This window comes from Pseudomonas sp. LPH60, assembly GCF_030718165.1.
GTDB lineage: Bacteria > Pseudomonadota > Gammaproteobacteria > Pseudomonadales > Pseudomonadaceae > Aquipseudomonas > Aquipseudomonas danubii.
The window spans coordinates 682,576-707,520 of sequence record NZ_JAVAJH010000004.1 but is presented as its reverse complement, the minus strand read 5'-3'; the positions used below and the strand labels follow the sequence as shown (position 1 = coordinate 707,520).

Genomic DNA, 24,945 nt, shown 5'->3' with positions numbered 1-24,945 from the left:
CTCGGCACATGCCCAAGACCGGACAATGCTTTACCCTGGCCCCCCCTGAATCTACCCACCCGTGAGGAACCATGGCCTGGCCCAACCGCCATTCACTCCTGCCTTTCCTCGGCTGGCTGCCACAGCAGACCCGGGCCAGCGTTGGCCGGGATCTGCTGGTGGGCCTGAGCGGCGCGATCCTTGCCCTGCCGCAATCGATCGCCTATGCGCTGATCGCCGGCCTGCCGCCGGAGTACGGCCTGTACGCGGCCATAGTCCCGGTGCTGATCGCCTGCCTCTGGGGTTCGTCCTGGCACCTGATCTGCGGGCCCACGGCAGCGATCTCCATTGTTCTGTATGCCAGCGTCAGCCCTCTGGCCGTGCCGGCATCCGAGGACTACATCACCCTGATCCTGCTGCTGACCCTGCTGGCCGGGGTCTTTCAGTGGCTGCTGGGGCTGCTGCGCTTCGGCGCCCTGGTGAACTTCGTCTCGCATTCGGTGGTGCTGGGTTTCACCCTCGGTGCCGCGGTGGTGATCGCCCTGGGGCAATTGCCCAACCTCCTGGGCCTGGACCTGCCGAACCAGGCCACCGCCCTCAATAGCCTGAGCTTGCTGCTGGAACACCTGGACGCTGTGGACAAGCCTTCGCTGTTGCTGGGGCTGGGCACCCTGATCGTCGGCCTCGGCCTGAAGCTGCTGGCGCCGCGCTGGCCCAGCCTGTTGCTCAGCCTGGTCCTCAGTGCGCTGGTGGTCTGGCTGCTGCCGGGGGTGTTCGGGCACGTCAAATTGGTCAGCGCCTTCGTGGGCCGGCTACCGCCCTTGAGCCCGTTGCCACTGGACCTGGATCTGGTCCTGCGGCTGCTGCCCAGTGCCGTGGCGGTGGGGATGCTGGGGCTGGTCACCAGCCTGTCGATTGCCCGCTCACTGTCGGCACGTTCGGAACAACTGCTCGACGCCAACCAGGAAGTCCACGCCCAGGGCTTGTCGAACATGGTGGGGGCGTTTTTCTCCGGCTACCTGTCCTCCGGCTCCTTCACCCGCTCGGGCTTGAGTTATGAAGCCGGTGCCCGCTCGCCCCTGGCCGGGGTGTTCTCGGCGCTGTGGGTGGCACTGTTCGCGGTGGCCGGCGCCGGGCTGATCGCCCATATCCCGATTCCGGCCATGGCCGGGAGCATTCTGCTGATCTGCTGGGGCCTGGTGGATCATCGGGGCATCCGCGCGCTGTTCCGGGTCAGCCGCGCCGAATTTGTGGTGATGAGCCTGACCTGCATCGCCACCTTGCTCCTGGAGTTGCAGACGGCGATCTATGCCGGGGTCCTGGCGTCGCTGTTCTTCTACCTCAAGCGCACCTCCCAGCCACGGGTGCAGCACTCCAGCGAGGGCGATGCAGACATCCTGCGGGTGGGTGGCTCGATCTTCTTTGGCGCCAGTCATTACCTGCAAGTGCGCATGCAACGCTGCCACGCACCGAAACTGGTGATCGACGCCCGGCAGATCAACTTCATCGACTATTCAGGGGTGGCGATGCTGCACCAGGAGGCGCGCCGGCTGAAACGCCAGGACCGCAGCCTGACCCTGCGCCGGGCACGGCAGACGGTGAAAGAGGAATTGATCAAGCTCGAAGGACCGGAGCACTGCCCGATCCGCTTCGAAGACTGACCCCAAGGTTTGAGGGAGACACCACCTGTGGCGGGCGAGCTTGTTCACGCTGGCTTGCGCAGCAAGCCCAAGGCCGGCTTCCCGGTTTTGCCTGTTGCTGCGCGATAGCCGGTTTACGACCGCTGCGCGCCCGAGCGGGAGCAAGCTCCCTCGCCACACATAATCTTCAGGGGTTTACAGGGCCAACTGGCGGCGCAGTTCGGCCAGCACCGGGGTGCTGTCCGGGCGCACGCCGCGCCACAGGTAGAAGGCTTCCGCCGCCTGTTCGGCCAGCATGCCCAAACCATCCAGCACCAGCGCCGCGCCATGTTCACTGGCCCAACGGCAGAACGGCGTCGGCTCCTTGGCGTACATCATGTCGTAGCACACCGTTTTGCCCGGCTCGATCAGGCTGCTGGCAATCGGCGGCAGTTCACCCGACAGGCTGGCGGAAGTGGCATTGATGATCAGGTCCACCGACTCCTGCAACCAGTCGAAGCCGCTGGCCGACACCGGCCCCAAGTCGGTGAACAGTTCGGCCAGCAACTCGGCTTTTTCCACGGTGCGATTGGCGATCACCACCGACGCCGGCCGCTGCGCCAGCAACGGCTCCAGGGCCCCGCGCACGGCGCCCCCGGCGCCCAAAAGGAGGATGCGCTTGCCCTTGAGGCTGACCCCGGCGTTGACCGTCAGGTCGCGCACCAGTCCGGCGCCGTCGGTGTTGTCTCCCAGCAGAGTGCCGTCCGCTTGCTTGCTCAGGGTGTTCACCGCACCGGCCCGCTGGGCGCGCTCGGTCAGGCTGTCGCACAGGCGATAGGCGTCTTCCTTGAACGGCACGGTGACGTTGGCACCGCGGCCCTGGGCGAAGAAATCGCGGGCGGCACCGGCGAAATCGTCCAGAGGCGCCAGCAGGGTGTTGTATTCCAGTTGCTGGCCGGTCTGCTGGGCGAACAGCCGATGGATCAAGGGTGATTTGCTGTGGCCGATCGGATTACCAAAGACAACGTACTGATCCATCTCTCATCCCATTTGCTCAACACACTGGCAGGAACCGCGTCCGCCTTGAAGGCCTCTTCACCGGCAAGCCGGCTCCTGCGCAGTGGGTGCGGTTTAGTTGCTGGCGGCCAGCCAGTCGCGGTCTTGCAGGAAGTATTCGGTCAGGCGCGCTTCTTCGCTGCCCGGCTCGGCCTTCCAGTCGTAGCCCCAGCGCACTTGCGGCGGCAGCGACATGAGGATCGACTCGGTGCGACCACCCGATTGCAGGCCGAACAGGGTGCCACGGTCGTAGACCAGGTTGAACTCCACATAGCGACCGCGACGGAACTCCTGGAACTCGCGCTGCTGCTCGGTATAGGCGTCAGCCTTGCGGCGCTGGACGATGGGCAGATAGGCCTCGATGTAGGCATCGCCGATGGCGCGCATGAAGGCGAAGCTGGTGTCGAAGTCCCATTCGTTGAGGTCGTCGAAGAACAGGCCACCGATGCCCCGCGGTTCGTTGCGGTGCTTGATGTGGAAATAGCTGTCGCACCAGGCCTTGTAGCGCGGGTAGACGTCGGCACCGAAAGGCGCACAGGCGCGCTCGGCAACCCGGTGCCAATGCACGCAGTCTTCCTCATTGCCGTAGTAGGGGGTCAGGTCGAAGCCGCCGCCGAACCACCAGACCGGCTCTTCACCTTCCTTCTCGGCAATGAAGAAACGCACGTTGGCGTGGGACGTCGGCACATGAGGGTTGTGTGGGTGAATCACCAGGGACACGCCCAGGGCCTCGAAACCCCGGCCGGCCAGTTCCGGTCGGTGGGCACTGGCCGAGGGTGGCAGGCCGCTGCCGAACACATGGGAAAAGTTGACCCCTCCCTTTTCGATCACTGCGCCGTCGCCGATCACCCGGGTGCGACCGCCACCGCCGGCAGGGCGGGTCCAGGCGTCCTCGATAAAGCGTGCGCCACCGTCTTCGGTTTCCAGTGCAGCGCAAATGCGGTCTTGCAGGTCGAGCAGGTAGGCTTTTACGGCCTCGGTGCGGGTAGTCATGGCATCACCTTGAATCGGGCAAAGCTACGCGGCGCTAGGGATGGAGCAGGGGACGCGCGCAAATGGGCGCGTAGCATAACACCGCGTCGGGGCGCTCCGCAGTTGACGAAGGTCAAGCACAGGAGTCCGATAGAGCACTTTCACGACACGACCAAGGAGAGAGTGCAGATGGCCAAACGTATCCAGTTCCGTGCCCATGGCGGCCCCGAAGTACTCGAGTATGTGGATTACCAGCCCGCCGAACCTGGACCACAGCAGGTTCGCGTCAGCAACAAGGCCATCGGCCTGAACTTCATCGACACCTATTTCCGCAGTGGCCTGTATGCCCCACCAGCATTGCCATCCGGCCTCGGCGCCGAAGGCGCCGGGGTGGTGGAAGCGGTGGGCAGCGCTGTGACGCGCTTCAAGGTAGGTGATCGTGTGGCCTATGGCAGCGGCCCACTGGGCGCCTACAGCGATGTGCATGTACTGCCGGAAGCCAATCTGGTGCATCTGCCAGAGGCCATCAGCTTCGAGCAAGCCGCCGGGGTGATGCTCAAGGGCCTGACCGTGCAGTACCTGCTGCGTCAGACTTATGAACTCAAGGGTGGCGAAACCGTACTGTTTCACGCCGCAGCGGGGGGCGTCGGTTCCCTGGCCTGCCAATGGGCCAAGGCCCTTGGGGTCAAACTGATCGGTACCGTCAGCTCGCCGGAAAAGGCCGCCATTGCCAAAGCCCTCGGCGCCTGGGAAACCATCGACTACAGCCATGAAGACGTCGCCAAGCGCGTGCTGGAACTAACGGATGGCAAGAAGTGCCCGGTGGTGTATGACGGTGTCGGCAAAGACACCTGGCTGACCTCCCTGGATTGCCTGGCACCGCGCGGGCTGATGGTCAGCTTCGGCAATGCCTCGGGAGCGGTGGACGGGGTGAACCTGGGGATTCTCTCGGCCAAGGGCTCGCTGTACGTGACCCGGCCGACCCTGGCCAGCTACGCCAACAATGCCGAGAACCTGCAGCTCATGGCCGACGACCTGTTCGGCATGATTGTCAGCGGCAAGCTGAAGATCGAGATTGGCCAGCGCTTCGCTCTGGCGGACGCGGCCAAGGCCCATATCGAGTTGTCGGCCCGGCGTACTACCGGCTCGACCGTGTTGTTGCCTTAAGCGCTTTCGCCGGCAAGCCGGCTCCTACGGATGTTCATAGGAGACGGCTTGCCGGCGAAGCGGTTCAGGAAGGCCGCACCACCTTGCCGGTGGCCAGATCCCGAATCAGGCTCGGGTTCTTGCGCCCGCCCAGGCTGCCGGTGAGCACCAGGTCCAGTTGTCCACGGAAGTACTGCTCGATGCGCAACCGCGTACGCGCTGCCGGCCGCCCCTGGGGATTGGCCGAAGTGGAAATCAACGGCCCCACCAAGGCACAGAGTTCACGGACCAGCGGATGGTCGCTGACCCGCAACGCCACCGTGTCATGCACCCCGGTCACCCACTCCGGCAGCAGGTTCTGATGGGGCACCAGCCAGGTATTGGGCCCCGGCCAGGTACTGGACATGCGCTCGATCCAGGTATCCGGGAAATCCTCGAAGAGGAAGTCGAACTGGTGGATGTTATCGGCGATCAGGATCAGGCCCTTGTCCACCGACCGTGACTTGATTGCCAGCAGGCGATCCACCGCCTCTTCATTCCACGGATCGCACCCCAGGCCCCAGACCGCTTCGGTTGGATAGGCAATCACCGCCCCTGCGCGAATCTCTCGTGCGGCTTGCTGCACACGCCAACTGCTGACCATTGCCGAATCTCCAGATAAAAGCTGTGCGCAGTTTACCGATCCTGCCTATAAAACCTAGCTCAGACGCGCAAACCAGCGGCCGTTTTCGTTGACGGCCCGCGCCTCGATTTCCAGCTCGGTCAGTGCCGCCAGCACCCGGGGCAGGGACCAGCCGCTGGCAAGCGCCAGGGCCTCGCTGCTGTGGGGGGCCGCCTGAAGCAGCGCCAGCAGCGGATGCTCGCTGGCCTCCAGCGGCGCTGCGGCAGGCGGCGGCAGGTGTTGCCAACCTCTCAGGGTTTCCAGGATGTGCTGCACACTTTCCACCAGCACCGCGCCGTCACGGATCAGTTGATGACAACCCCGGGCACCAGGGTGATGAATCGAACCGGGGATCGCGTATACCTCGCGGCCTTGCTCGGCCGCCAGGCGGGCGGTGATCAGCGAGCCGCTGGCGACACTGGCTTCCACTACCAGCACCCCCAGGGACAAGCCACTGATGATCCGGTTGCGCCGGGGGAAGTGCTCCGGACGTGGGCCAGTGTCCAGGGGGAATTCGGAAATCACTGCGCTGCCCTGCTCGATCATCGCCCTGGCCAAGGCCCGATGCCGCTGTGGATAACATTTTTCCAGGCCCGTGCCCAACCCCCCCACGGTACGCCCACCCACGTCCAGGGCCGCCTGGTGCGCAGCGCCATCGATGCCCAGGGCCAGGCCGCTGGTGATCACGAATCCGGCGGCGGCCAGACTCCGGGAAAACGCCGCGGCCGTGTCCAGTCCCGGACGCGAAGCCCGACGGCTGCCCACCAGCGCCAGCTGCGGCCGTTGCAGAATCGACGGATCGCCGGCCACGAACAACAGCGGTGGGGCATCCTCCAGTTGCGCCAGCAGCGGGGGATAGTCGGGCTGGTCCCACATCAGCAAATGCTGGGCCTGGTTGTCTATCCAGGCCAGTGCGCGGCGGGCGCCTTCCCGGACTTCGACACTGCGCCGGGCATCGGTACAGGCCGTCGGCAGACCCAGGGAGTGCCAGGCGCGGGCCGGGGCACTGAGGGCCTTGGAGGCTGAACCGAAGGCCTGGAGCAAACGCCCAAAGCGCATGGCGCCCAGGGCGGGCAGGCCATGCAAACGTAAACGGGCTTCCAGTTCCGCGGGGGAAATGGCAGCACTGATCGAGTGCGACATGGATCATCCTTGATCGTCATCGGTCCGGCGAAAGCCGGAACAAGCTGTGGATAAGTCTGTTGGTAACTTGTTGAGGAAAGGTTTCCTGCTGCGCCAGGGAGATGCCCTGCCGAGGTCGGCCATGCGCTGCCCAACCACCCGTGCAGCCAACCGCAAGCACGCCAATCAGGCCTGACGCAGCCGCTTGCAGGTCCGACCGATGGCGGTCCAGCCCAGTAGCAGCAGGGCGAACAGACATTTCCTCAGGGGCTGAATCCCTTTATTATGTGCGTTCGCGTAAAACGCCAGAGCCTGCGCGGCTCGCTCCTTTGCAGAGCACGTTTTGCATCGGCGGCCCAGGTCCAGGACCTGCCAGGACGCCGACTCCGCCCTTACTTCACACGTGTAGCAATTACGCTTATGGCCATTTTAAACATCCTCGAATTCCCCGATTCGCGCCTGCGCACTATCGCCAAACCCGTGGCCGTAGTGGACGACGAAGTGCGTCAGTTGGTCGATGACATGTTTGAAACAATGTATGAGGCCCCAGGCATTGGTCTGGCGGCGACCCAGGTCAACGTGCACAAACGCGTCGTGGTCATGGACCTGTCCGAAGATCGCAGCGAGCCCCGGGTGTTCATCAACCCCGAGTTCGAAGCCCTGACCGACGAGATGGACCAGTATCAGGAAGGCTGCCTTTCGGTGCCGGGTTTCTACGAGAACGTCGACCGTCCGCAGCGCGTCAAGATCAAGGCCCTGGACCGCGACGGCCAGCCCTATGAGCTGATCGCCGAAGGTTTGCTGGCGGTGTGCATCCAGCACGAATGCGACCACCTCAACGGCAAGCTGTTCGTCGACTACCTGTCCACGCTCAAGCGTGACCGGATCAAGAAGAAGCTGGAAAAGCAGCATCGCCAGCAGGCTTGATGACCGTCTTGCAAAGGCTTGCCACGGCAAGCCTTTTTCTTTTCCGCATGTTTAACATCGAGAATTCCCATGACTGAGCCACTGCGCATCGTCTTTGCCGGCACCCCCGAATTCGCCGCCGAACACCTCAAGGCCCTGCTCGACAGCCCTCACCAGATTGTCGCGGTCTACACCCAGCCGGACCGTCCGGCGGGGCGCGGGCAGAAGCTGATGCCAAGCCCGGTCAAACAGCTGGCCCTGGAGCACCAGATCCCGGTGCTGCAACCACCCACCCTGCGCAATGCCGAGGCCCAGGCCGAACTGGCGGCGCTCAAGCCGGACCTGATGGTGGTGGTGGCCTACGGCCTGATCCTGCCTCAGGTGGTACTGGATATTCCGCGCCTGGGCTGCATCAACAGCCACGCCTCCCTGCTGCCGCGCTGGCGCGGTGCCGCGCCGATCCAGCGCGCCGTAGAAGCCGGCGACGAGGCCAGCGGCGTGACCGTGATGCGCATGGAAGCCGGCCTGGACACCGGGCCGATGCTGCTCAAGGTCAGCACCCCGATCAGCGCCCAGGACACCGGCGGCAGTCTGCACGACCGCCTGGCCGAGCTGGGCCCGCCGGCAGTGCTGCAAGCCATCGAAGGCCTCGCCGCCGGCACCCTGGAAGGCGAAATCCAGGACGACAGCCTGGCCACCTACGCCCACAAGTTGAACAAGGATGAAGCGCGCATCGACTGGAATCGCCCGGCCGTGGAGCTGGAGCGCCTGGTCCGGGCCTTCAATCCCTGGCCGATCTGCCACAGCACCCTCAATGGCGAAGCCCTGAAAGTCCTGGCAGCCACCCTGGCCGAAGGCCGTGGCGCCCCGGGCGAGATCCTCGGCGCCAGCAAGGATGGCCTGGTCGTCGCCTGCGGTGAGCAGGCGCTGTGCCTGACCCGCCTGCAACTGCCCGGGGGCAAGGCGCTGAACTTCAGCGACCTGTTCAACAGCCGCCGCGAGAAATTCGCCATCGGCACCGTCCTCGGCCAGACGGCGGACGCCCAATGAACCCGCGCCTGGCCGCCGCCAAGGCCCTGACCGCGGTCCTCAACGGCAAGGCCTCGCTCAACAGCTCGCTGCCGGTCCAGCTGGACAAGGTCGAGGTCCGGGACCGCGGCTTCACCCAGGACCTGGCGTTCGGCACCGCGCGCTGGCAGCCGCGGCTGTCGGCGCTGGCGGCCAAGCTGCTGCAGAAGCCGTTCAAGGCCGCCGATGCCGATGTCGAGGCGCTGCTGCTGGTGGGTCTCTATCAGTTGCTCTACACCCGGGTGCCGGCCCACGCCGCCATCGGCGAAACCGTGGGCTGCGCCGACAAGTTGAAAAAGCCCTGGGCCAAGGCTCTGCTCAACGCCGTGCTGCGCCGCGCCCAGCGTGAAAGCGAGGCCCTGTTGGCCGAGCTGGAACATGATCCGGTGGTGCGCACCGCCCACCCACGCTGGCTGCAGAAGTCCCTCAAGGCCTTCTGGCCCGAGCAATGGGAAGCCATCTGCGCCGCCAACAACGCTCACCCGCCGATGATCCTGCGGGTCAATCGCCGGCATCATTCGCGGGACGCCTACCTGCAGCTGCTGAGCGAAGCGGGTGTGGCGGCCAGGGCCTGCGTCTACAGCCAGGACGGTATCGTCCTCGACGAAGCCGGCGATGTGCGCAGCCTGCCGGGCTTTGCCGAAGGCTGGGTCAGCGTCCAGGACGAAGCCGCACAACTGGCTGCCGATCTGCTGGAACTGGCCCCGGGGCAACGGGTGCTGGATGCCTGCTGCGCCCCGGGCGGCAAGACCTGCCACATCCTCGAAGTGCAGCCGCAATTGGCTGGCGTGGTGGCAGTGGACCTGGAAGCCAAGCGCCTGGTGCGAGTGCGAGAAAACCTCGACCGCCTGGGGCTCGATGCCCAGCTGATTGCCGCCGACGGCCGGGATACCCAGGCCTGGTGGGACGGCCAGCCGTTCCAGCGCATCCTGCTGGACGCTCCCTGCTCGGCCACCGGGGTGATTCGTCGCCACCCGGATATCAAACTCACTCGCCAAGCCGAAGACATCGCCGCCCTGGCGCAGCTGCAAGGCGAATTGCTGGACGCCCTGTGGCAGACCCTGGAAGTGGGCGGCATCCTGCTCTACGCCACCTGCTCGACCCTGCCCACCGAGAACACCGAAGTGATCGAGGCCTTCCTGTCCCGCACCCCGGGAGCTCGTGAGTTGGACATCGGCGGCCAACTGGGGCAGCCTGCGGCCGGCATCAAGCAGCCCCACGGACGCCAGTTGCTGGCACAAGAGGGCGGCCACGACGGCTTCTATTACGCCAAACTGATCAAGATCGCCGCAGCTCGCGGCTAAACGGTTTTAAGGGAGTGACTGGATGAAGATCATCATCCTCGGCGCCGGGCAAGTGGGCGGCACGCTGGCGGAACACCTGGCCAGCGAAGCCAACGACATCACCGTGGTCGACACCGACGGCGAACGCCTGCGCGACCTCGGCGACCGCCTGGACATCCGCACCGTGCAGGGCCGCGCCTCGTTCCCGACGGTGCTGCGCCAGGCCGGCGCCGACGACGCCGACATGCTGGTGGCGGTGACCAACAGCGACGAAACCAACATGGTTGCCTGCCAGGTCGCCCACACCCTGTTCCACACCCCGACCAAGATCGCCCGGGTGCGCGAAGCCGCCTACCTGACCCGCGCCGGGCTGTTCGACAACGACGCGATCCCGGTGGACGTGCTGATCAGCCCCGAGCAGGTGGTGACCAACTACATCAAGCGTTTGATCGAACACCCCGGCGCCCTGCAAGTGATCGACTTCGCCGAAGGCAAGGCACAACTGGTGGCGGTCAAGGCCTATTACGGCGGTCCGCTGGTGGGCCAGCAGCTGCGTCAGTTGCGCGAGCACATGCCCAATGTCGATACCCGGGTGGCGGCGATCTTCCGCCGCGACCGGCCGATCATGCCCAAGGGCGATACGGTGATCGAGGCCGACGACGAGGTGTTCTTCATCGCCGCCAAGGCCCACATCCGCGCGGTGATGAGCGAAATGCGCCGCCTGGAGGAATCCTACAAGCGCATCGTCATCGCCGGTGGCGGGCAGATCGGCGAGCGCCTGGCCGAGGCCATCGAAAGCCGCTACCAGGTGAAGATCATCGAGATGAACCCGGCCCGCTGCCGCTACCTGTCCGACACCCTGGACAGCACCGTGGTGCTGCAGGGCAGCGCCTCGGACCGCGATCTGCTGCTGGAAGAGAACATCGCCGACGCCGACATCTTCCTGGCCCTGACCAACGACGACGAGGCCAACATCATGTCCTCGCTGCTGGCCAAGCGCCTGGGGGCGAAGAAGGTCATGACCATCATCAACAACCCGGCCTATGTCGACCTGATCCAGGGCGGCGATATCGACATTGCCATCAGCCCGCAACTGGCCACCATCGGCACCCTGCTGGCCCACGTGCGCCGCGGCGATATCGTCAGCGTGCACTCCCTGCGCCGTGGCGCGGCGGAAGCCATCGAGGCCATCGCCCACGGCGACGCCAAGTCGAGCAAGGTGATCGGCCGCGCCATCGAGAGCATCGGCTTGCCGCCGGGCACTACCATCGGCGCGATCATTCGCGACGAGGAAGTGCTGATCGCCCACGACGACACGGTGATCGAAGCCGGCGACCACGTGATCCTGTTCCTTGTGGATAAAAAGCACATTCGCGACGTGGAAAAACTGTTCCACGTCGGCCTGAGCTTCTTCTGATCAACCACTGTGTAGCCGCTGCCGCAGACTGCGATCGACTGCACCGCAGGCGCTGCCCTTGCACAGCCTGCGGCAGCGGCTACATGAGCCCACAGGAGTGACAACGATGCTTGAATCGCTGGAAAAAATGCTCGCCAAGGGTGTGGATAACGCCTTGCTGCGCTTTGGCCTGGGCAAGGGCTATCTGGACCAGGGCGATTTCGCCAGGGCCGCCGAGCACCTGCAGCACTGCGTGAGTTTCGATCCCAAGTATTCAGCGGCCTGGAAGCTGCTGGGCAAGGCTTGCCAGGGACAGGGCGACCTGGCGGCGGCGCGTCAGGCCTGGGAACAGGGCCTGGAAGCGGCCCGGGGGCATGGCGACAAACAGGCAGAAAAGGAAATGACCGTGTTCCTGAAAAAACTCGACCGCCAGTCTCAAGGCTGACCTCTATCCCCTGTAGCCGCTGCCGAAGGCTGCGAACGGCCCGCAGGGACGCAAAGACCTTGAGACGACACAGGTTCGGCTGGAGATCGCCAAGCAAGGCCCTTCGGTCCTTTTCCCAGCCTCGCGGGCTCGGCAGCGGCTACAGGACGATTTCACAGGTAGCGCAGGGCGATCCCTTCCGCGTCCGCCTGGACCACTTCCATGCGCACCCTGGGCGCCGCCGCCGGCAAGCCCTGCACCTGGCCATAGACCACCGCGCCCTTGGGCAATTGCGCCAGGACCGGGCTTTGCACATAGACGCCACTGGCAGACAGGTTGCGAGTCTGCCCCAGGCATTCGCCAATGCTCTCGTGGGAAATCTTGATGCGAAACGACTTGCGGTGCTCGGACATCTTCTGCGCCCTTGTTGTGTGTGCTGTGGATAACGCCCTACGCGAAGTTATCCACAGATCGTGCCAGCTCGGTCAGTACCAGCGTGCCTCACCCGGCGGGCGCTTCTTGAAGCGTTTCATGCTCCACATGTACTGGCTCGGATACGCCCCGACATAGCGCTCGACCACCTTGCTCATGGCCGCACAGGAGGTTTCGGTATCGGTGCTGTACATCTCTTGCGGCGCCGCTTCGAGGATCACCTTGTAGCCCGAGCCATCGGGCAGGCGCAGGGCATGGAGGAACACGCCCACGGCCTTGCCGCCGGCCAGCATGTTCGGCACGAACTTGCTGGTCAGCGCCTGGGTGGCGAAGAAGGGCACGAAGATCCCGGCGGATTCGGCCGGTTCCGGGTCGGCGGGAATGCCCACCGCACCGCCTTTGCGCACTTCCTTGATGACGCTGAGGATGCCTTCCTTGGTGGAGGCCGCCACGCGGTTGCCCAGTTGCACCCGCTGCTTGCGCAGCAGTTCGTCCACGGCCTTGAGCTTGGGCGGACGGTAGAAAATGATCGGTTTGCACTGGCTGCAATAGAAGTGGTTGAGCACTTCCCAGTTGCCCAGGTGGCTGGTGATGCCGACCACGCCCTTGCCCGAGGCCAGGGCGTCCTTGAGTACGTCCAGGCCCTCGACCTCTCGCACCAGAGCAATGGAGCGCTCCGCTGGCCAGATCCAGGCGCAAGCGCTTTCGGTCAGGGACTTGCCGATGTCTTTCAGGCTCTGTCCCACCAGACGCTCGCGCTCGGCGGGGTCCATCTGTGGAAAACATTTGGCCAGGTTGATGCGCACCACGTCGCGGGAGCGATTGGGGGTCTTCCACATGATCCAGCCGATGGCCGCGCCGACCGCCTGCACCGCGCGCCAGGGCAGCAGGGCAAACAACCGCAGAGCGCCCACCAGCAGGGCGCCTTTGAACTTATCCACAAATGACTCCTGATCTGTCGGTCTGAAGCGTGTCGCGAGCCGGCTATTCTAACCGCGCGTTGGTGAGGATGGCGTAACGATCACAGTCGCGGGTGTGATCCATGACCATGCCCGAAGCCTGCATCAGCGCGTAGCAGATGGTCGGGCCGACGAAGGTGAAACCGGCTTTCTGCAGGCCGCGGCTCATGGCTTCGGCCTCCGGGGTCACCGCCGGCACTTCGCTGCGGTCCCGGAAATGATTGATCTTGGGCACACCACCGACGAAGGACCAGAGAAAGGCCACCGGGTCTTCCAGCTCCAGCCAGGCCTGGGCATTGCGCCGGGCGGCGTTGAGCTTGAGGCGGTTGCGGATGATGCCGGGGTCCTGCATCAGGTCCTCGATCTCGGCGTCGCTCATCTGCGCCACGCGCTGCACATCGAAGCCGAACAGCACCTGGCGATAGCGCTCGCGCTTCTTCAGCACGGTGATCCAGGACAGCCCGGCCTGGAACCCTTCGAGCAATAACAACTCGAACAGACGCTGCGCATCGCGCAGCGGCACGCCCCACTCCTGATCGTGATAAGCCATGTACAGCGGATCGTCGGAACACCAAAAGCAGCGTGGCATAAGGCTCCAGGGGGCGTGCGCAGGACTGAATCGGGTATACTCCCGCTCCTTAAATCGCAGCCCAAGTAACAGGTGAATTTCGTGAGCCAGCCTACGCCAGCCGTGCGTACCTTCCAAGACTTGATCCTCGCCCTCCAGCAGTACTGGGCCGAGCAAGGTTGTGTGGTACTTCAGCCCTACGATATGGAAGTAGGCGCCGGCACTTTCCACACCGCTACATTCCTGCGGGCCATCGGCCCGGAAACCTGGAACGCCGCTTATGTGCAGCCCAGTCGTCGCCCGACTGACGGCCGCTACGGCGAAAACCCCAACCGCCTGCAGCACTACTATCAGTTCCAGGTGGTCTTGAAGCCCAACCCGGAGAATTTCCAGGAGCTGTACCTGGGTTCCCTGAAGCACGTGGGCCTGGACCCGCTGGTGCACGACATCCGTTTCGTCGAGGACAACTGGGAATCGCCGACCCTGGGCGCCTGGGGCCTGGGCTGGGAAGTCTGGCTCAACGGGATGGAAGTGACTCAGTTCACCTACTTCCAGCAGGCCGGTGGCATCGAGTGCTACCCGGTGACCGGCGAGATCACCTACGGCCTGGAACGCCTGGCCATGTACCTGCAGGGCGTGGACTCGGTGTACGACCTGGTCTGGGCCGACGGCCCGTTCGGCAAGGTCACCTATGGCGATGTGTTCCACCAGAACGAAGTGGAGCAGTCGACCTACAACTTCGAACACGCCAACGTCGAGAAGCTGTTCGAACTGTTCGATTTCTACGAAAGCGAGGCCAAGCGCCTGATCGAGCTGGATCAGCCGCTGCCGCTGCCGAGCTATGAAATGGTCCTCAAGGCCTCGCACACCTTCAACCTGCTGGATGCACGCCGGGCGATCTCGGTGACTGCGCGTCAGCAGTACATCCTGCGTGTGCGCACCCTGGCGCGTTCCGTGGCGCAAGCCTACCTGCTGGCTCGCGCCAAGCTGGGCTTCCCCATGGCGACCCCGGACCTGCGTGATGAAGTGTTGGCTAAGTTGGAGGCGGCACAATGAGTGCGCAAGATTTTCTGGTTGAACTGGGCACTGAAGAACTGCCACCCAAAGCCCTGAACACCCTGGCCGAAGCCTTCCTGGCCGGCATCGAGAAAGGCCTGCAGAGCGCCGGCCTGAGCTTTCAGGCCAAGCACGTGTACGCCGCGCCACGGCGCCTGGCGGTACTGATCACTCAGCTGGACACCCAGCAGCCGGATCGCAGCATCAACCTCGACGGCCCACCACGCCAGGCGGCCTTCGACGCTGAAGGCAACCCGACCCAGGCGGCCCTGGGTTTTGCCAAGAAGTGCGGCGTCGAACTCAGCGAGATCGATCAGAGCGGCCCGAAACTGCGCTACAGCCAGAGCATCAAGGGCAAGCCGACCGCCAGCCTGCTGCCGACCATCGTCGAAGACTCGCTGAACGACCTGCCGATTCCCAAGCGCATGCGCTGGGCCGCGCGCAAGGAAGAGTTCGTGCGTCCGACCCAATGGCTGGTGATGCTGCTGGGTGACGACGTTATCGACTGCACCATCCTGGCCCAGAAGGCCGGCCGCGATTCCCGTGGCCATCGCTTCCATCATCCGCAAAGCGTGCGCATCACCTCGCCGGCCAACTACCTGGCCGACCTGCGTGCCGCCTACGTACTGGCCGACGCCAACGAGCGTCGCGAGCTGATCAGCAAGCGCACCGCGGAACTGGCGACCCTGCAGGAAGGCACGGCGATCGTCCCGGCGGACCTGCTGGACGAAGTGACCGCCCTGGTGGAATGGCCAGTGCCACTGGTGTGCTCGTTCGAGGAGCGGTTCCTTGAAGTGCCCCAGGAAGCCCTGATCACCACCATGCAGGACAACCAGAAGTACTTCTGCCTGCTGGACGTGGACGGCAAGTTGCTGCCGCGTTTCATCACCGTGGCCAACATCGAGAGCAAGGACCCGCGCCAGATCATCGAGGGCAACGAGAAAGTCGTGCGCCCACGCCTGACCGACGCCGAGTTCTTCTTCAAGCAGGACAAGAAGCAGAAGCTCGAAGACTTCAACCTGCGCCTGCAGAACGTGGTCTTCCAGGAAAAACTCGGCAGCGTCTACGACAAGGCCGAGCGGGTGTCCAAGCTGGCCGCCTTCATTGCCCCGCGTATCGGCGGCGACGCCCAGCGCGCCGCCCGTGCCGGCCTGCTGTCCAAGTGCGACCTGGCCACCGAAATGGTCGGCGAGTTCCCGGAGATGCAAGGCATCGCCGGCTACTACTACGCCCTCAATGACGGCGAGCCGGAAGATGTGGCCCTGGCCCTGAACGAGCAGTACATGCCTCGTGGCGCCGGCGCCGAGCTGCCAAGCACCGTGACCGGTGCCGCCGTGGCCATCGCCGACAAGCTGGACACCCTGGTGGGGATCTTCGGCATCGGCATGCTGCCCACCGGCAGCAAGGACCCCTACGCCCTGCGTCGCGCGGCCCTGGGCGTGCTGCGTATCCTCATCGAGAAGAAGTTCGACCTCGACCTGAACGACGCCGTGGCCTTTGCCGTCAGCGCCTTCGGCAGCAAGGTCAAGGCCGCCGGCCTGGCCGACCAGGTGCTGGAGTTCATCTTCGACCGTCTGCGTGCCCGTTACGAAGACGAAGGCGTGGATGTGGCCACCTACCTGTCGGTACGTGCCCTGAAGCCGGGCTCGGCTCTGGACTTCGACCAGCGCGTGCAAGCCGTGCAGGCCTTCCGCAAGTTGCCGGAAGCCGCCGCCCTGGCCGCGGTGAACAAGCGCGTGTCGAACCTGCTGAGCAAGATCGAAGGCAATGTGCCGACCACCGTCGAAGCCAAGTACTTCGACAACGCCAACGAGTTCTCCCTGTACTCGGCGATCCAGCAGGCGGACCAGGCCGTCCAGCCGATGGCCGCAGCGCGTCAGTACAGCGAGACCCTGGCCCGCCTGGCCGCCCTGCGCGAGCCGGTGGACGCCTTCTTCGAGGCGGTGATGGTCAATGCCGAGGACGCCAAGGTGCGGGCCAACCGCTATGCGCTGCTGGCGCGTCTGCGGGGCCTGTTCCTGGGTGTGGCGGACATTTCGGTACTGAGCTGATCAGGTAAGGAACTGCTGTGAAACTGCTGATACTCGACCGTGACGGCGTGATCAATCACGACTCCGATGCCTACATCAAATCGGTGCAGGAGTGGATTCCAATCCCCGGCTCGATCGAAGCCATTGCGCAGTTGAGCAAGGCCGGCTGGACGGTGGCGGTCGCCACCAACCAGTCCGGCATCGCTCGCGGCTACTACGACCTGGCCACCCTCGACGCCATGCATGCGCGCCTGCGCGAGCTCGTGGCGGAGCAGGGCGGCGAGGTCGGGCTGATCGTCTATTGTCCCCACGGCCCCGACGAAGGGTGCGCCTGTCGCAAACCGAAACCGGGCATGCTGCGGACCATTGCCGAGCATTACCAGGCAGAACTGACAGGTCTATGGTTTGTCGGTGACAGTCTCGGTGACCTGGAGGCCGCAAAAGCCGTCGACTCTCAGCCAGTATTGGTAAAGACCGGGAAAGGCGAAAAGACCCTGGGGAAAACCCTGCCGGTAGGCACCTTGATTTTTGACGACCTGGCGGCCGTTGCCGCTGAACTTATCCACAATTAGGCCCCTTCTGGCATCCTGACCAAGGACTGTTCGGGAGAGCGCTTTTTAACAGGCGGGCATGCCCGCAATGGTAAATGCCGCTATGTCGATCCTGCAGGCCATCAGAACCTTCTTCTTTTACCTGCTGTTGGGCACCAGTTCCTTGCTGTGGTGCTCCCTGAGCTTTTTTATCGCGCCGTTCCTGCCCTTCAAGGCGCGCTACCGCTTTATCAACGTCTACTGGTGTCGCTGCGCGCTGTGGCTGACCAAGGTATTTCTGAACATTCGCGTGGAAGTGAAGGGCGCGGAAAACGTCCCCGAGCGGCCCTGCGTGATCGTCTCCAATCACCAGAGCACCTGGGAGACCTTCTTCCTCTCGGCCTATTTCGAGCCTTTGAGCCAGGTCCTCAAGCGTGAGTTGCTGTATGTGCCGTTCTTCGGCTGGGCCATGGCCATGCTGCGCCCCATCGCCATCGACCGCGACAACCCCAAGGCCGCGCTCAAGCAGGTGGCGAGCAAGGGCGACGAACTGCTCAAGGACAATGTCTGGGTGCTGATCTTCCCGGAAGGCACTCGCGTGCCCTATGGCACCGTCGGCAAGTTCTCCCGCAGTGGCAGTGCCCTGGCGGTAAACGCCGACCTGCCGGTGCTGCCAGTGGCCCACAACGCCGGCAAGTTCTGGCCGAAGACCGGTTGGGCCAAGCGGCCCGGTACCATCACCGTGACCATCGGCGCGCCCATGTACGCCGAAGGCAGCGGCCCACGCGCCATCGCCGAGCTCAACGACCGGGTGGCGGCCTGGAATGAACAAGCCCAGCGAGATATGGGCTCATTGCCACCATTGGCGACTTCCACGGATAAGATTGCTGTATGAGCTTCTGTGGATAACCTGTGTACGACTATTCGTACAACGACTGAAATCGACGCATAAATCACTGATTTATATGTATATTTCCCAAGCTCATAAAATGTGGAAAAACGTGCATAAGTTTTATCGCAGCCAAAAAAACCGGCCTTGATGCCGGTTTTTTTTCGCCTGGAATATCCCCGCGCCCTTATTCCTCCAGCAAGGGCAGCTCAAGGATGAAACAGGAACCCTGGCCCACCTCGCTGCGGCAGCTGATCCGCCCTTGATGCCGGTCCACCACCGCCTTGACCATGGACAGTCCCAGGCCCAGGCCATCGATGCCCTTGGCCGAGGCAAACCGCTGGTACTGACCAAACAACAGGGGCAGTTCCTGGGCCGCAATGCCCCGGCCCTGGTCGATGATTTCGCAACGCAGCCAGCCCTCGGCACAGCTCACCCGAACATTGACGGTGGAATTCGCCGGGCTGTACTTGATGGCGTTTTCCAGCAGATTGAACAGGGCCCGGGTCAGCAGCGGCTGATCTGCCAGGACCATGCTCTCGCCTTCCTCGTCCAGATCGTGCACCAGGTGGATATGCTTCAACTGGGCCAGGGTCGTGGCCTGGTCGAAGGCGTCCAGGACCAGCATGGCAAACATGCTCGGCGCGAACTGATAGGCCTCCGACTCGGCCTTGGCCAATTGCACGAATGCCTCGGTCAGCCCCAGGGCTCGACGCACCTGCTGCTCGATCTGGCTGTAGACCTGCCTGGGTGGCGATGGCTGGCGGCTCTGCACGTCCAGCAGCGCGAGGATCGCCGAATGGGGCGCGCGCAGATCATGGGAAAGAAAACGCAGCAGTACGCCCCGTTGCTGTTCGGCGTCCCGCTCGACGCTGAGGTCGGTGAGGCTCAACAACCAACCGATGGCGTTGTCACTGTCCACCGGCAGCAACGGCGCCAGTTCCATGCGCAGACTGCGTTGCTGAATGTCGCGAAACTCCAGCGCCGTCAGTTGCTCAAGCCTGGGATAGTGCGCAGGTTCCGTCAGGCCCGGATAGCCCAGGGCGGCCAATTGAGCGATCAAGGGCTGCCCGACCAGTGAGTGGGCGAATACTTCCCGGGCATTGCGATTGGCCAGCAGAATCTTGCCGTCCGGGTCGCTGATCAGGGTCGCCACCGGCAGGTACTCCAAGCCGTCGGCGATAAAGCGCCGGGTATCCCGGGTCCGGCTCAGGGCCTGTTCCAGGGCGACGATCTGCCCTTGCAGCACATCACCGGCGGGGGTCTGGCTACGACGGCGCTCCGGCAACACCTTGGGCTCGTTGTCCAAGCGCTCCAGTTCCCAAGCGAAATAGGCCAGGATCACGCTGAGCCGACGCCAGTTCCAGATCAGGTACGCCAGCAGCATGCCCAGCAGGCTGGCCACCGGCGACCACCAGTAGCCCAGGCGCAACATCAGCACCGATCCCAAGAGCGCCAGGCCCATGCAACCCAGGGTTATCCACAAGGCGTGACGCGGTCGCCAGAGCAACAACCCGAGCAAGGCTGCGGTCAGGGCCATGGACCACAGCATCCCCGACCACTGGCCCAGGTCGACGATGCTGCGATGCTGCAACAGGCCATTGAGCAGGTTGGCCTGGATCTCCACCCCCGGGGTGGTGCCCTGGCTGCCGGATTGCGGGGTGACATAACGGTCGCCCAGCCCCGGGGCGGTGGAACCGACCAGGATCAGCCGGTCACGCAGCAACTCGGCGGGCACCTCGCCACGCAGCACGCTGACATAGGGCACGCTGGGAAAGCCCGCCGCCTTGTCGATAAAGGCAATACGTACCGGGTTGGCTCGCAGCCAACCCCTGCTGATCTGTGGAGTCGCGGGGCCCGGCATCAGCGGCGACAGCGGGTCGGCTTCGGTGAGCTGGTAGAGCAACCAGGTCAGCTGCGCCCGCGGTGCCTGCTGCGGACCTTCGCGCAGGTAGACGCTGCGCACGGTGCCGTCGGCATCCGCTTGCGCATTGATATGCCCCAGGCCCCGGGCGCAGTGGCGCAGCACCGGCACCGGTGGGATCTCCTCCAGGTCCTGGCCATAGCGAGCAACCCCCTCGCGCAGCACCGGCAGGAACACCGTGCCGGCGCGGCACAGGGCGGCGGCCAACCGGGTGTCGTTTTCCACAGAGCTGCCGGGCTCGCTGAGGATCACATCGAACAGCACGCCTTTGACCTTGGCGTCCGTCAGCCGGTCTAGCAGCTGTCCATGCATCGTCCGGGGCCAGGGCCAGCGTCCCAGTTGCTGCAGGCTGTAGTCGTCGATGGTCACCAACAGAATGCGCGGATCGACCGGCAGCGGGGTAAAGCGTCGCAGGTTGTCATAGAACAGGTTGTTCAACGCCAGGCCCTGGCTCAGGGACAGCAAGGCCGTCAGGGGCAGCAGTATCAGGCCAACCCACAACCATTCACGTACCAGGCGGCGAAACAGACGCTGGGCCTGGGTCGGTTCACGGCCGTTGGCCCTTTGCTTCCAGAGGCTCATCGACGGTCTGCCGACGGCTTATTGAACACGAGTGGTCCTGGGGTAGTAGAAGATGTCATAGACCCCGGTTTCTCCTTCCAGGCCATGCTCATCGAACGCCGAGAGCCGTACATGATAGAAAAACGCCTTCAGGCCAGTGAAGTTCACTTCCGGGGTGCTGGAGAACTGTTCCTGCTTGATGTTGAGGAAATCCTTGTCGGTGGCCACCTGGGCCCGATAGCGACGGGCACCCGGCAACGGTTGCAGGATCAACTGCCAGACGGGCAGGGCGCCGGTTTGTCCGGCCTGCCCCAGCAGTCGGGGCGCGGCCAGCAGTTCCACCGGTTTGAGCTCGCCCTGCTTCTGAATGCGCAAACCCTGGCGCGCCATGACCTGAACTTCCCCTGGCCGCGGACCTGCAGGTTTATCCACAACGCGCTTGCCGGAACGTCGAGCAGCCTTGCTCGGCGGCTCGTCTTCGCGGCTCACCGCCACCTGGCCGTTGAGCACCTCCACCAGGGATTGCTGATCGTCATTACGCACCCGGAAGTGAGTCCCTCGTACCCCCAACACGCCCACGGGGGTCACGATCTGGAAGCGGTCGTGGTCACTATTGCGCTTGATCACATAGGACTCGATCTGCCCCTGTTCCAGGACCACCTGAGGAATGCTGTATTGCGTATTGAGTTGCAGGGTGACCTGGGAACTGGAGGGCAACACCACTCGCGAACCATCCCCAAGGGACAGGCTGACGAAAGCCGATGGCGAGGTTTTCACCCCTTCTTTCTCATCGATGCTCATGCCTTCTTCCAGGGCCACCTCGCGGCCCTTGGCATCCAGTTTCCAGGCATCACCCGTCAGATGCTCGACGGTAGCCGGCAAGGGCTGGCCACGGCATTGCTGGTTGTCATCTATATAGGGAAGGCGTTGCGGGGCAGCCTGCACGGCGCACGATGGCAGGATCAGACCCGCTAGCAGCAATGCGGCGCACGCCACCTGCAACCGGCCAACGGACGGAGAAGGGCAGAGGTCATTCATGAATATGCTTTGAGCCTTTGGGAAAACCACGGCGAAATCCTACGCACCATACCTGAGGCAGCGCGTGGGCAGAAAGCCGGACGCTGCGCGGCGTCGCCCAGAGGAGAGAGGACGGGTCGGAACCGGGAGGGAAGCGCACAGGGAGCGAAGAAAGTGACACGTCCCTGTGTCGGAACCGAGGCGACAGGTCGCCCGGCCCAAAGTCCTGAGGAGGCACTCCCTGTATTCCCCTTCAACGACGCACGCAAGCGCGCGTTGTGCCGCCAGCCTGGCGGTTGACACTCCCTGTGTCGGAGCACTTCCAGGTGCCCCCGTGTGCCACTCAGCGAGGAGCAATGTAACGCTGGCCGAGAGGCTGCGACGGATTTGCAATATTTGTTCAGAATCATCGCCGCGTCCTCTTAGAAGACCCACCGCGGCGCGGGTTGCTGCTGAGTCGAAGGCAGGGCTATCCGCCCTATCACCGGTTCGGCGTCCAGGGTCAGGGTCGAGTCACGGCTGACGGGCAAGACCGCCGTCGGCTGGTAGCCATCGACGCTTGTTGCCTGATAGCGGGGGCAGGTCAACGCAGGCAATGCACTGGCACTTATCCCCAGATAAGCAGCCAGCATCAAGCTGAAGAGGCGCACCGGGTCGTCGCCGCTGAATATTCTGACCAGCGCGACCTGGCCTTTCCTTAGCATGTTCCCCATGGTTCTTTTCCTTGCTTGTGCGAGCCGGTATCGTGCTGCTGCAGTAGCCCGCAGGCCCCCGTGCTCCGGGGGCCTTACCGGCTATTTGATATCAGCGTACCGAGGGACCGGGGGCTCAAGAGCAATTCGCCACAATTGTTCAGAATCAGCCAAGACACCTAAACTTCCCCCAGCCCCCAGCGCACAAGCGGCTGCCTCGGGCACTCTCGAACCAGAAGGAACGGCCTTGCATGCGTGTCGCAATACTGGATGACGAACCCGCAGAACTGGCACGGGTGGAACAGACACTGCGAGAAATGCCCGGCCCGGGCGAACAGTCCTGGACCCTGCACCGTTTCGAACGGGGAGAGGACCTGTTACGCCAACTGCGGCGGGAAACCTTCGACCTGCTGATTCTCGACTGGCAAGTGCCAGACCTCAGCGGCCTGTCGTTGCTGCGCTGGACCCGCGAGCACATGGACTCGCCTCCGGCGGCCATCATGCTCACCAGCCGTGATGCCGAGAGCGATATCGTCCAGGCCCTGAACACCGGCGCCGATGACTACCTGAGCAAGCCTTTTCGTCCCAACGAACTCAAGGCCCGGGTTAATGCGGTGCTGCGCCGCCACGGCCTGCAGCGCAGCAGCAGCGAGGAGGTCCTGACCTTCAATGACTTGAGTTTCGATGACGCCGAACTGACCGTCACCCGCGCCGGTGCCCCCATCAGCCTGACCGAGCGCGAGTACCGCCTGGCCCGCTGCCTGTTCGCCAACCTGGGCCGGCCGCTGTCCCGGGAGTACCTGTACGAGCGTTTCTGGACCCACGAAGAAATGGTTTCCTCACGGCCCCTGGATACCCACATCTACCGTCTGCGCAACAAGCTCGGACTGACCGCGGACCGTGGCTGGCAGTTGCTGACGATCTACGGCTACGGCTACCGGCTGGAAAGTGTCACGTCACCTGACGAGCAGGGCAACTGACTGCTTGCCGTCAAAAGCGGCTTGAAATCACTGCGGGTCCTACCAGACATCTTCATAGCCGGCGCGGTCGATGATGAAACGCGTCCCGCTCGGCAGATACAGGTAATCGATCACCTCTGGCAACAGCTCGGGCAGGTGCTCGGCGCACAGGGGCTGGTAGAAATCCACGGCTGTGGAATGTTCGCCGCAGTGGATAAACCAACTGATCGTGCCGTTCTCCGGCAACTCGACCCGGGTGCCATAGATGGGCGACTGCGCCAGGGAACCGGTGGCCAGTGCAATCATCGGCTCCGGTGCCTGGGGGGCGAGGTCGTAGCGTTCACAGATAAGCTGCTGTCTTTCGTTCATTGCTCCAGCCACCAATTGAGCAAGGTCTCGTCATCGGTGTCATCGAGGTTTTTATAGATGTTGGCGTAGTACCACTCGATGCCCGTGGTCTCGCGGAAGCGGTTGAAGAACCGGGCGATGTTGTCCATGCCGTTTCGCGCCGGCACCGACAATGTCAGATTGCCCTTGTAGCGCCCGTCGAGCATGCCGCCCAATTCGCTCGCCACATCCGCCGCCAGGGCAACGATATGTTCTTCAGGAATGTGATCCGCATAAATGTGGATGCAGAAGTTGCCGCCTCGCTTGAGCACCACGGCGGGGGCCTGGGGGTCCTTGATCGAAATGATGTCGCCCTTGGCCAGGTTCAGCGTCAGCCCCGGTGAGTAGAGAATCTCGTAACTGTCCTCATCGAGCCGCCGTACATGCAGCGGCTCATAGACCGGGCCGTGGCTGTTCTGCCCCGCAACAACCCGGATCGATATTTCCTGGTTTTCATCATCCATAACAAATTTCCGAGCAATTGCTGTTTTAAAAAAAGGGTGAAAAGAGCCTGGCCGGGCCCAGCTGCCGCTCGAAGAACAATGACGACTCACCGCGCTGGGCAAAATCCAGCGTATTTTTTCATGGCATTGAAACAGGCTGGGCAGCCCAGTGATCAGACTGGGCACTGGAATGAACCGGTCCCACGGCACCTGTGACTCTGCCTGATCAAACAGTACAACGCGCTGTTTATCGTCAGCACTCAGACCACAATCTGCGGCATTGAAACGCCAGGCTATGGGGAAGCGTGCTTCATCGCATAGGTGGCTGCTTGTACCTGCCAAGGTCAACGTCCTTATTGTCCAGTTAGCCTTCCACTTCCCAGGCCAGATCGGGATCAGCCGAGCCATAGGCCGAGAAATAAGCCAGGGCCTGTCTCGCTCGCTCTTTAACCACACACTGATACCGAGGGTAACTGCCGGACTGGCCGCCGGCGAACAACTCAACCTGCTGATCGTCAGGACTGTCTGCGCTGAGCAGGGTCTGCAACGATTGATCGACGTCCTGGGCGATAAAGACCACATACTGATCGGCCGCACCGCCCCCGATATGCATCAGGGTCTGGTCGCTGAAGAAAAAAACCGTCGAGCTGAAAGCCTTTCCGTCCAGGCGGTTGAACGCGGACAGCACCTGCGTCGAGTCGGGATTCAACCACTCATGGGTGTGACAACGATTACCGGCATATTCATCTTCAATGATTTTCTTGAGCATTTGCCATGACTGCCTTGTCCGGATAAAAACGCAAATCGTTATGGATGAGGGATTGAACAATCTGCCAATAAAAAAGGCCAACGCAAGCGTCGGCCTT

Annotated in this window: 25 protein-coding genes; 12 read left to right on the top strand and 13 right to left on the bottom strand. The window is 63.5% G+C overall.

Annotated features, from left to right (window positions below; all coding sequences use genetic code 11):
• Positions 1 to 71 precede the first annotated feature (71 nt).
• Positions 72 to 1,640 (top strand): SulP family inorganic anion transporter, encoded by a 1,569-nt coding sequence (locus Q8O96_RS18075; RefSeq protein ID WP_305949179.1) that lies wholly within the window; start codon positions 72 to 74, stop codon positions 1,638 to 1,640.
• Between the two features lie 174 nt (positions 1,641 to 1,814).
• On the opposite strand, the gene aroE is transcribed toward Q8O96_RS18075, so the two are convergent.
• Together aroE and hemF are read right to left on the bottom strand one after the other, a co-directional pair.
• Positions 1,815 to 2,636, bottom strand: coding sequence for a shikimate dehydrogenase (gene aroE / locus Q8O96_RS18070; protein ID WP_305949178.1), 822 nt, complete (start codon positions 2,634 to 2,636; stop codon positions 1,815 to 1,817).
• Between the two features lie 93 nt (positions 2,637 to 2,729).
• Positions 2,730 to 3,647: an oxygen-dependent coproporphyrinogen oxidase gene (gene hemF / locus Q8O96_RS18065; RefSeq protein WP_207166822.1), complete on the bottom strand. Its 918-nt coding sequence runs from the start codon at positions 3,645 to 3,647 to the stop codon at positions 2,730 to 2,732.
• 168 nt (positions 3,648 to 3,815) lie between these two features.
• Between hemF and Q8O96_RS18060 the strand changes: the two genes are divergently transcribed.
• The gene (locus tag Q8O96_RS18060; RefSeq protein WP_102862445.1) at positions 3,816 to 4,793 is read left to right on the top strand and encodes an NADPH:quinone reductase; all 978 of its coding nucleotides are present in this window, start codon (positions 3,816 to 3,818) and stop codon (positions 4,791 to 4,793) included.
• Between the two features lie 64 nt (positions 4,794 to 4,857).
• Here the strand turns inward: Q8O96_RS18060 and Q8O96_RS18055 are convergent, their stop codons facing one another.
• Together Q8O96_RS18055 and dprA are read right to left on the bottom strand one after the other, a co-directional pair.
• Complete coding sequence (locus tag Q8O96_RS18055) at positions 4,858 to 5,415, bottom strand: L-threonylcarbamoyladenylate synthase (protein ID WP_102862444.1); 558 nt, start codon at positions 5,413 to 5,415, stop codon at positions 4,858 to 4,860.
• A 54-nt stretch (positions 5,416 to 5,469) separates the two neighbouring features.
• On the bottom strand, positions 5,470 to 6,576 hold the full coding sequence (gene dprA / locus Q8O96_RS18050) for a DNA-processing protein DprA (protein ID WP_305949177.1): 1,107 nt from the start codon (positions 6,574 to 6,576) through the stop codon (positions 5,470 to 5,472).
• A 399-nt stretch (positions 6,577 to 6,975) separates the two neighbouring features.
• Here dprA and def point away from each other — a divergent pair, with 399 nt between their 5' ends.
• The 5 genes from def (at position 6,976) to Q8O96_RS18025 (ending at position 11,653) form a co-directional block, all read left to right on the top strand.
• Positions 6,976 to 7,482, top strand: coding sequence for a peptide deformylase (gene def, locus Q8O96_RS18045; RefSeq protein WP_102862442.1), 507 nt, complete (start codon positions 6,976 to 6,978; stop codon positions 7,480 to 7,482).
• A gap of 69 nt (positions 7,483 to 7,551) precedes the next feature.
• A complete protein-coding gene (fmt, locus tag Q8O96_RS18040; RefSeq protein ID WP_115581291.1) occupies positions 7,552 to 8,511 on the top strand; it encodes a methionyl-tRNA formyltransferase in 960 nt (319 codons plus the stop codon).
• Positions 8,508 to 9,833 (top strand): 16S rRNA (cytosine(967)-C(5))-methyltransferase RsmB, encoded by a 1,326-nt coding sequence (gene rsmB, locus Q8O96_RS18035; protein WP_305949176.1) that lies wholly within the window; start codon positions 8,508 to 8,510, stop codon positions 9,831 to 9,833. The genes fmt and rsmB overlap by 4 nt, the downstream gene beginning before the upstream one ends.
• A 22-nt stretch (positions 9,834 to 9,855) precedes the next feature.
• Positions 9,856 to 11,229 carry a Trk system potassium transporter TrkA gene (gene trkA, locus Q8O96_RS18030; protein ID WP_102862439.1) on the top strand — a complete coding sequence of 458 codons (1,374 nt, stop codon included), beginning with the start codon at positions 9,856 to 9,858 and terminating at the stop codon, positions 11,227 to 11,229.
• A 106-nt stretch (positions 11,230 to 11,335) separates the two neighbouring features.
• Positions 11,336 to 11,653, top strand: coding sequence for a tetratricopeptide repeat protein (locus Q8O96_RS18025; RefSeq protein ID WP_102862438.1), 318 nt, complete (start codon positions 11,336 to 11,338; stop codon positions 11,651 to 11,653).
• A gap of 152 nt (positions 11,654 to 11,805) precedes the next feature.
• Here the strand turns inward: Q8O96_RS18025 and Q8O96_RS18020 are convergent, their stop codons facing one another.
• From Q8O96_RS18020 to Q8O96_RS18010, 3 genes are all read right to left on the bottom strand, one after another.
• Positions 11,806 to 12,045, bottom strand: coding sequence for a PilZ domain-containing protein (locus Q8O96_RS18020; RefSeq protein WP_092318073.1), 240 nt, complete (start codon positions 12,043 to 12,045; stop codon positions 11,806 to 11,808).
• 72 nt (positions 12,046 to 12,117) lie between these two features.
• Positions 12,118 to 13,005, bottom strand: a complete 888-nt coding sequence (locus Q8O96_RS18015; protein WP_102862437.1) for a lysophospholipid acyltransferase — start codon at positions 13,003 to 13,005, stop codon at positions 12,118 to 12,120.
• 43 nt (positions 13,006 to 13,048) lie between these two features.
• Complete coding sequence (locus Q8O96_RS18010) at positions 13,049 to 13,612, bottom strand: DNA-3-methyladenine glycosylase I (protein WP_115581289.1); 564 nt, start codon at positions 13,610 to 13,612, stop codon at positions 13,049 to 13,051.
• A gap of 81 nt (positions 13,613 to 13,693) precedes the next feature.
• On the opposite strand from Q8O96_RS18010, the gene glyQ reads away from it, so the two are divergent.
• The 4 genes from glyQ (at position 13,694) to Q8O96_RS17990 (ending at position 18,102) form a co-directional block, all read left to right on the top strand.
• A complete protein-coding gene (gene glyQ, locus Q8O96_RS18005) occupies positions 13,694 to 14,647 on the top strand; it encodes a glycine--tRNA ligase subunit alpha (RefSeq protein ID WP_003177094.1) in 954 nt (317 codons plus the stop codon).
• Positions 14,644 to 16,698 carry a glycine--tRNA ligase subunit beta gene (glyS, locus tag Q8O96_RS18000; protein ID WP_102862435.1) on the top strand — a complete coding sequence of 685 codons (2,055 nt, stop codon included), beginning with the start codon at positions 14,644 to 14,646 and terminating at the stop codon, positions 16,696 to 16,698. The genes glyQ and glyS overlap by 4 nt, the downstream gene beginning before the upstream one ends.
• A 17-nt stretch (positions 16,699 to 16,715) precedes the next feature.
• Positions 16,716 to 17,249, top strand: coding sequence for a D-glycero-beta-D-manno-heptose 1,7-bisphosphate 7-phosphatase (gene gmhB / locus Q8O96_RS17995; RefSeq protein ID WP_092318060.1), 534 nt, complete (start codon positions 16,716 to 16,718; stop codon positions 17,247 to 17,249).
• A gap of 82 nt (positions 17,250 to 17,331) precedes the next feature.
• Positions 17,332 to 18,102 carry a 1-acyl-sn-glycerol-3-phosphate acyltransferase gene (locus tag Q8O96_RS17990; protein WP_102862434.1) on the top strand — a complete coding sequence of 257 codons (771 nt, stop codon included), beginning with the start codon at positions 17,332 to 17,334 and terminating at the stop codon, positions 18,100 to 18,102.
• Positions 18,103 to 18,283: 181 nt separating this feature from the next.
• Here Q8O96_RS17990 and Q8O96_RS17985 read toward each other — a convergent pair whose 3' ends face one another.
• The 3 genes from Q8O96_RS17985 to Q8O96_RS17975 form a co-directional block, all read right to left on the bottom strand.
• Complete coding sequence (locus Q8O96_RS17985) at positions 18,284 to 20,602, bottom strand: CHASE2 domain-containing protein (protein WP_305949175.1); 2,319 nt, start codon at positions 20,600 to 20,602, stop codon at positions 18,284 to 18,286.
• Between the two features lie 18 nt (positions 20,603 to 20,620).
• On the bottom strand, positions 20,621 to 21,619 hold the full coding sequence (locus Q8O96_RS17980) for a FecR domain-containing protein (protein ID WP_207166819.1): 999 nt from the start codon (positions 21,617 to 21,619) through the stop codon (positions 20,621 to 20,623).
• Positions 21,620 to 22,020: 401 nt separating this feature from the next.
• The gene (locus Q8O96_RS17975) at positions 22,021 to 22,311 is read right to left on the bottom strand and encodes a hypothetical protein (RefSeq protein WP_102862431.1); all 291 of its coding nucleotides are present in this window, start codon (positions 22,309 to 22,311) and stop codon (positions 22,021 to 22,023) included.
• 230 nt (positions 22,312 to 22,541) lie between these two features.
• On the opposite strand from Q8O96_RS17975, the gene Q8O96_RS17970 reads away from it, so the two are divergent.
• Positions 22,542 to 23,270 (top strand): response regulator transcription factor, encoded by a 729-nt coding sequence (locus Q8O96_RS17970; protein ID WP_102862430.1) that lies wholly within the window; start codon positions 22,542 to 22,544, stop codon positions 23,268 to 23,270.
• A 39-nt stretch (positions 23,271 to 23,309) separates the two neighbouring features.
• Here Q8O96_RS17970 and Q8O96_RS17965 read toward each other — a convergent pair whose 3' ends face one another.
• From Q8O96_RS17965 to Q8O96_RS17955, 3 genes are all read right to left on the bottom strand, one after another.
• Positions 23,310 to 23,618: a hypothetical protein gene (locus Q8O96_RS17965; protein WP_305949174.1), complete on the bottom strand. Its 309-nt coding sequence runs from the start codon at positions 23,616 to 23,618 to the stop codon at positions 23,310 to 23,312.
• Entirely contained in the window at positions 23,615 to 24,100 is a 486-nt protein-coding gene (locus tag Q8O96_RS17960) for a DUF4265 domain-containing protein (protein WP_102862428.1), read from the bottom strand. The genes Q8O96_RS17965 and Q8O96_RS17960 overlap by 4 nt, the downstream gene beginning before the upstream one ends.
• A 343-nt stretch (positions 24,101 to 24,443) precedes the next feature.
• Entirely contained in the window at positions 24,444 to 24,848 is a 405-nt protein-coding gene (locus Q8O96_RS17955; RefSeq protein ID WP_102862426.1) for an Imm1 family immunity protein, read from the bottom strand.
• Positions 24,849 to 24,945 lie beyond the last annotated feature (97 nt).

Coding starts and splice junctions, on each gene's coding strand:
- Q8O96_RS18075 (WP_305949179.1), top strand. CDS start 72: ATGGCCTGGCCCAACCGCCATTCACTCCTGCCTTTCCTCGGCTGGCTG.
- aroE (WP_305949178.1), bottom strand. CDS start 2,636: ATGGATCAGTACGTTGTCTTTGGTAATCCGATCGGCCACAGCAAATCA.
- hemF (WP_207166822.1), bottom strand. CDS start 3,647: ATGACTACCCGCACCGAGGCCGTAAAAGCCTACCTGCTCGACCTGCAA.
- Q8O96_RS18060 (WP_102862445.1), top strand. CDS start 3,816: ATGGCCAAACGTATCCAGTTCCGTGCCCATGGCGGCCCCGAAGTACTC.
- Q8O96_RS18055 (WP_102862444.1), bottom strand. CDS start 5,415: ATGGTCAGCAGTTGGCGTGTGCAGCAAGCCGCACGAGAGATTCGCGCA.
- dprA (WP_305949177.1), bottom strand. CDS start 6,576: ATGTCGCACTCGATCAGTGCTGCCATTTCCCCCGCGGAACTGGAAGCC.
- def (WP_102862442.1), top strand. CDS start 6,976: ATGGCCATTTTAAACATCCTCGAATTCCCCGATTCGCGCCTGCGCACT.
- fmt (WP_115581291.1), top strand. CDS start 7,552: ATGACTGAGCCACTGCGCATCGTCTTTGCCGGCACCCCCGAATTCGCC.
- rsmB (WP_305949176.1), top strand. CDS start 8,508: ATGAACCCGCGCCTGGCCGCCGCCAAGGCCCTGACCGCGGTCCTCAAC.
- trkA (WP_102862439.1), top strand. CDS start 9,856: ATGAAGATCATCATCCTCGGCGCCGGGCAAGTGGGCGGCACGCTGGCG.
- Q8O96_RS18025 (WP_102862438.1), top strand. CDS start 11,336: ATGCTTGAATCGCTGGAAAAAATGCTCGCCAAGGGTGTGGATAACGCC.
- Q8O96_RS18020 (WP_092318073.1), bottom strand. CDS start 12,045: ATGTCCGAGCACCGCAAGTCGTTTCGCATCAAGATTTCCCACGAGAGC.
- Q8O96_RS18010 (WP_115581289.1), bottom strand. CDS start 13,612: ATGCCACGCTGCTTTTGGTGTTCCGACGATCCGCTGTACATGGCTTAT.
- glyS (WP_102862435.1), top strand. CDS start 14,644: ATGAGTGCGCAAGATTTTCTGGTTGAACTGGGCACTGAAGAACTGCCA.
- Q8O96_RS17990 (WP_102862434.1), top strand. CDS start 17,332: ATGTCGATCCTGCAGGCCATCAGAACCTTCTTCTTTTACCTGCTGTTG.
- Q8O96_RS17985 (WP_305949175.1), bottom strand. CDS start 20,602: ATGAGCCTCTGGAAGCAAAGGGCCAACGGCCGTGAACCGACCCAGGCC.
- Q8O96_RS17980 (WP_207166819.1), bottom strand. CDS start 21,619: ATGAATGACCTCTGCCCTTCTCCGTCCGTTGGCCGGTTGCAGGTGGCG.
- Q8O96_RS17975 (WP_102862431.1), bottom strand. CDS start 22,311: ATGGGGAACATGCTAAGGAAAGGCCAGGTCGCGCTGGTCAGAATATTC.
- Q8O96_RS17970 (WP_102862430.1), top strand. CDS start 22,542: ATGCGTGTCGCAATACTGGATGACGAACCCGCAGAACTGGCACGGGTG.
- Q8O96_RS17965 (WP_305949174.1), bottom strand. CDS start 23,618: ATGAACGAAAGACAGCAGCTTATCTGTGAACGCTACGACCTCGCCCCC.
- Q8O96_RS17960 (WP_102862428.1), bottom strand. CDS start 24,100: ATGGATGATGAAAACCAGGAAATATCGATCCGGGTTGTTGCGGGGCAG.
- Q8O96_RS17955 (WP_102862426.1), bottom strand. CDS start 24,848: ATGCTCAAGAAAATCATTGAAGATGAATATGCCGGTAATCGTTGTCAC.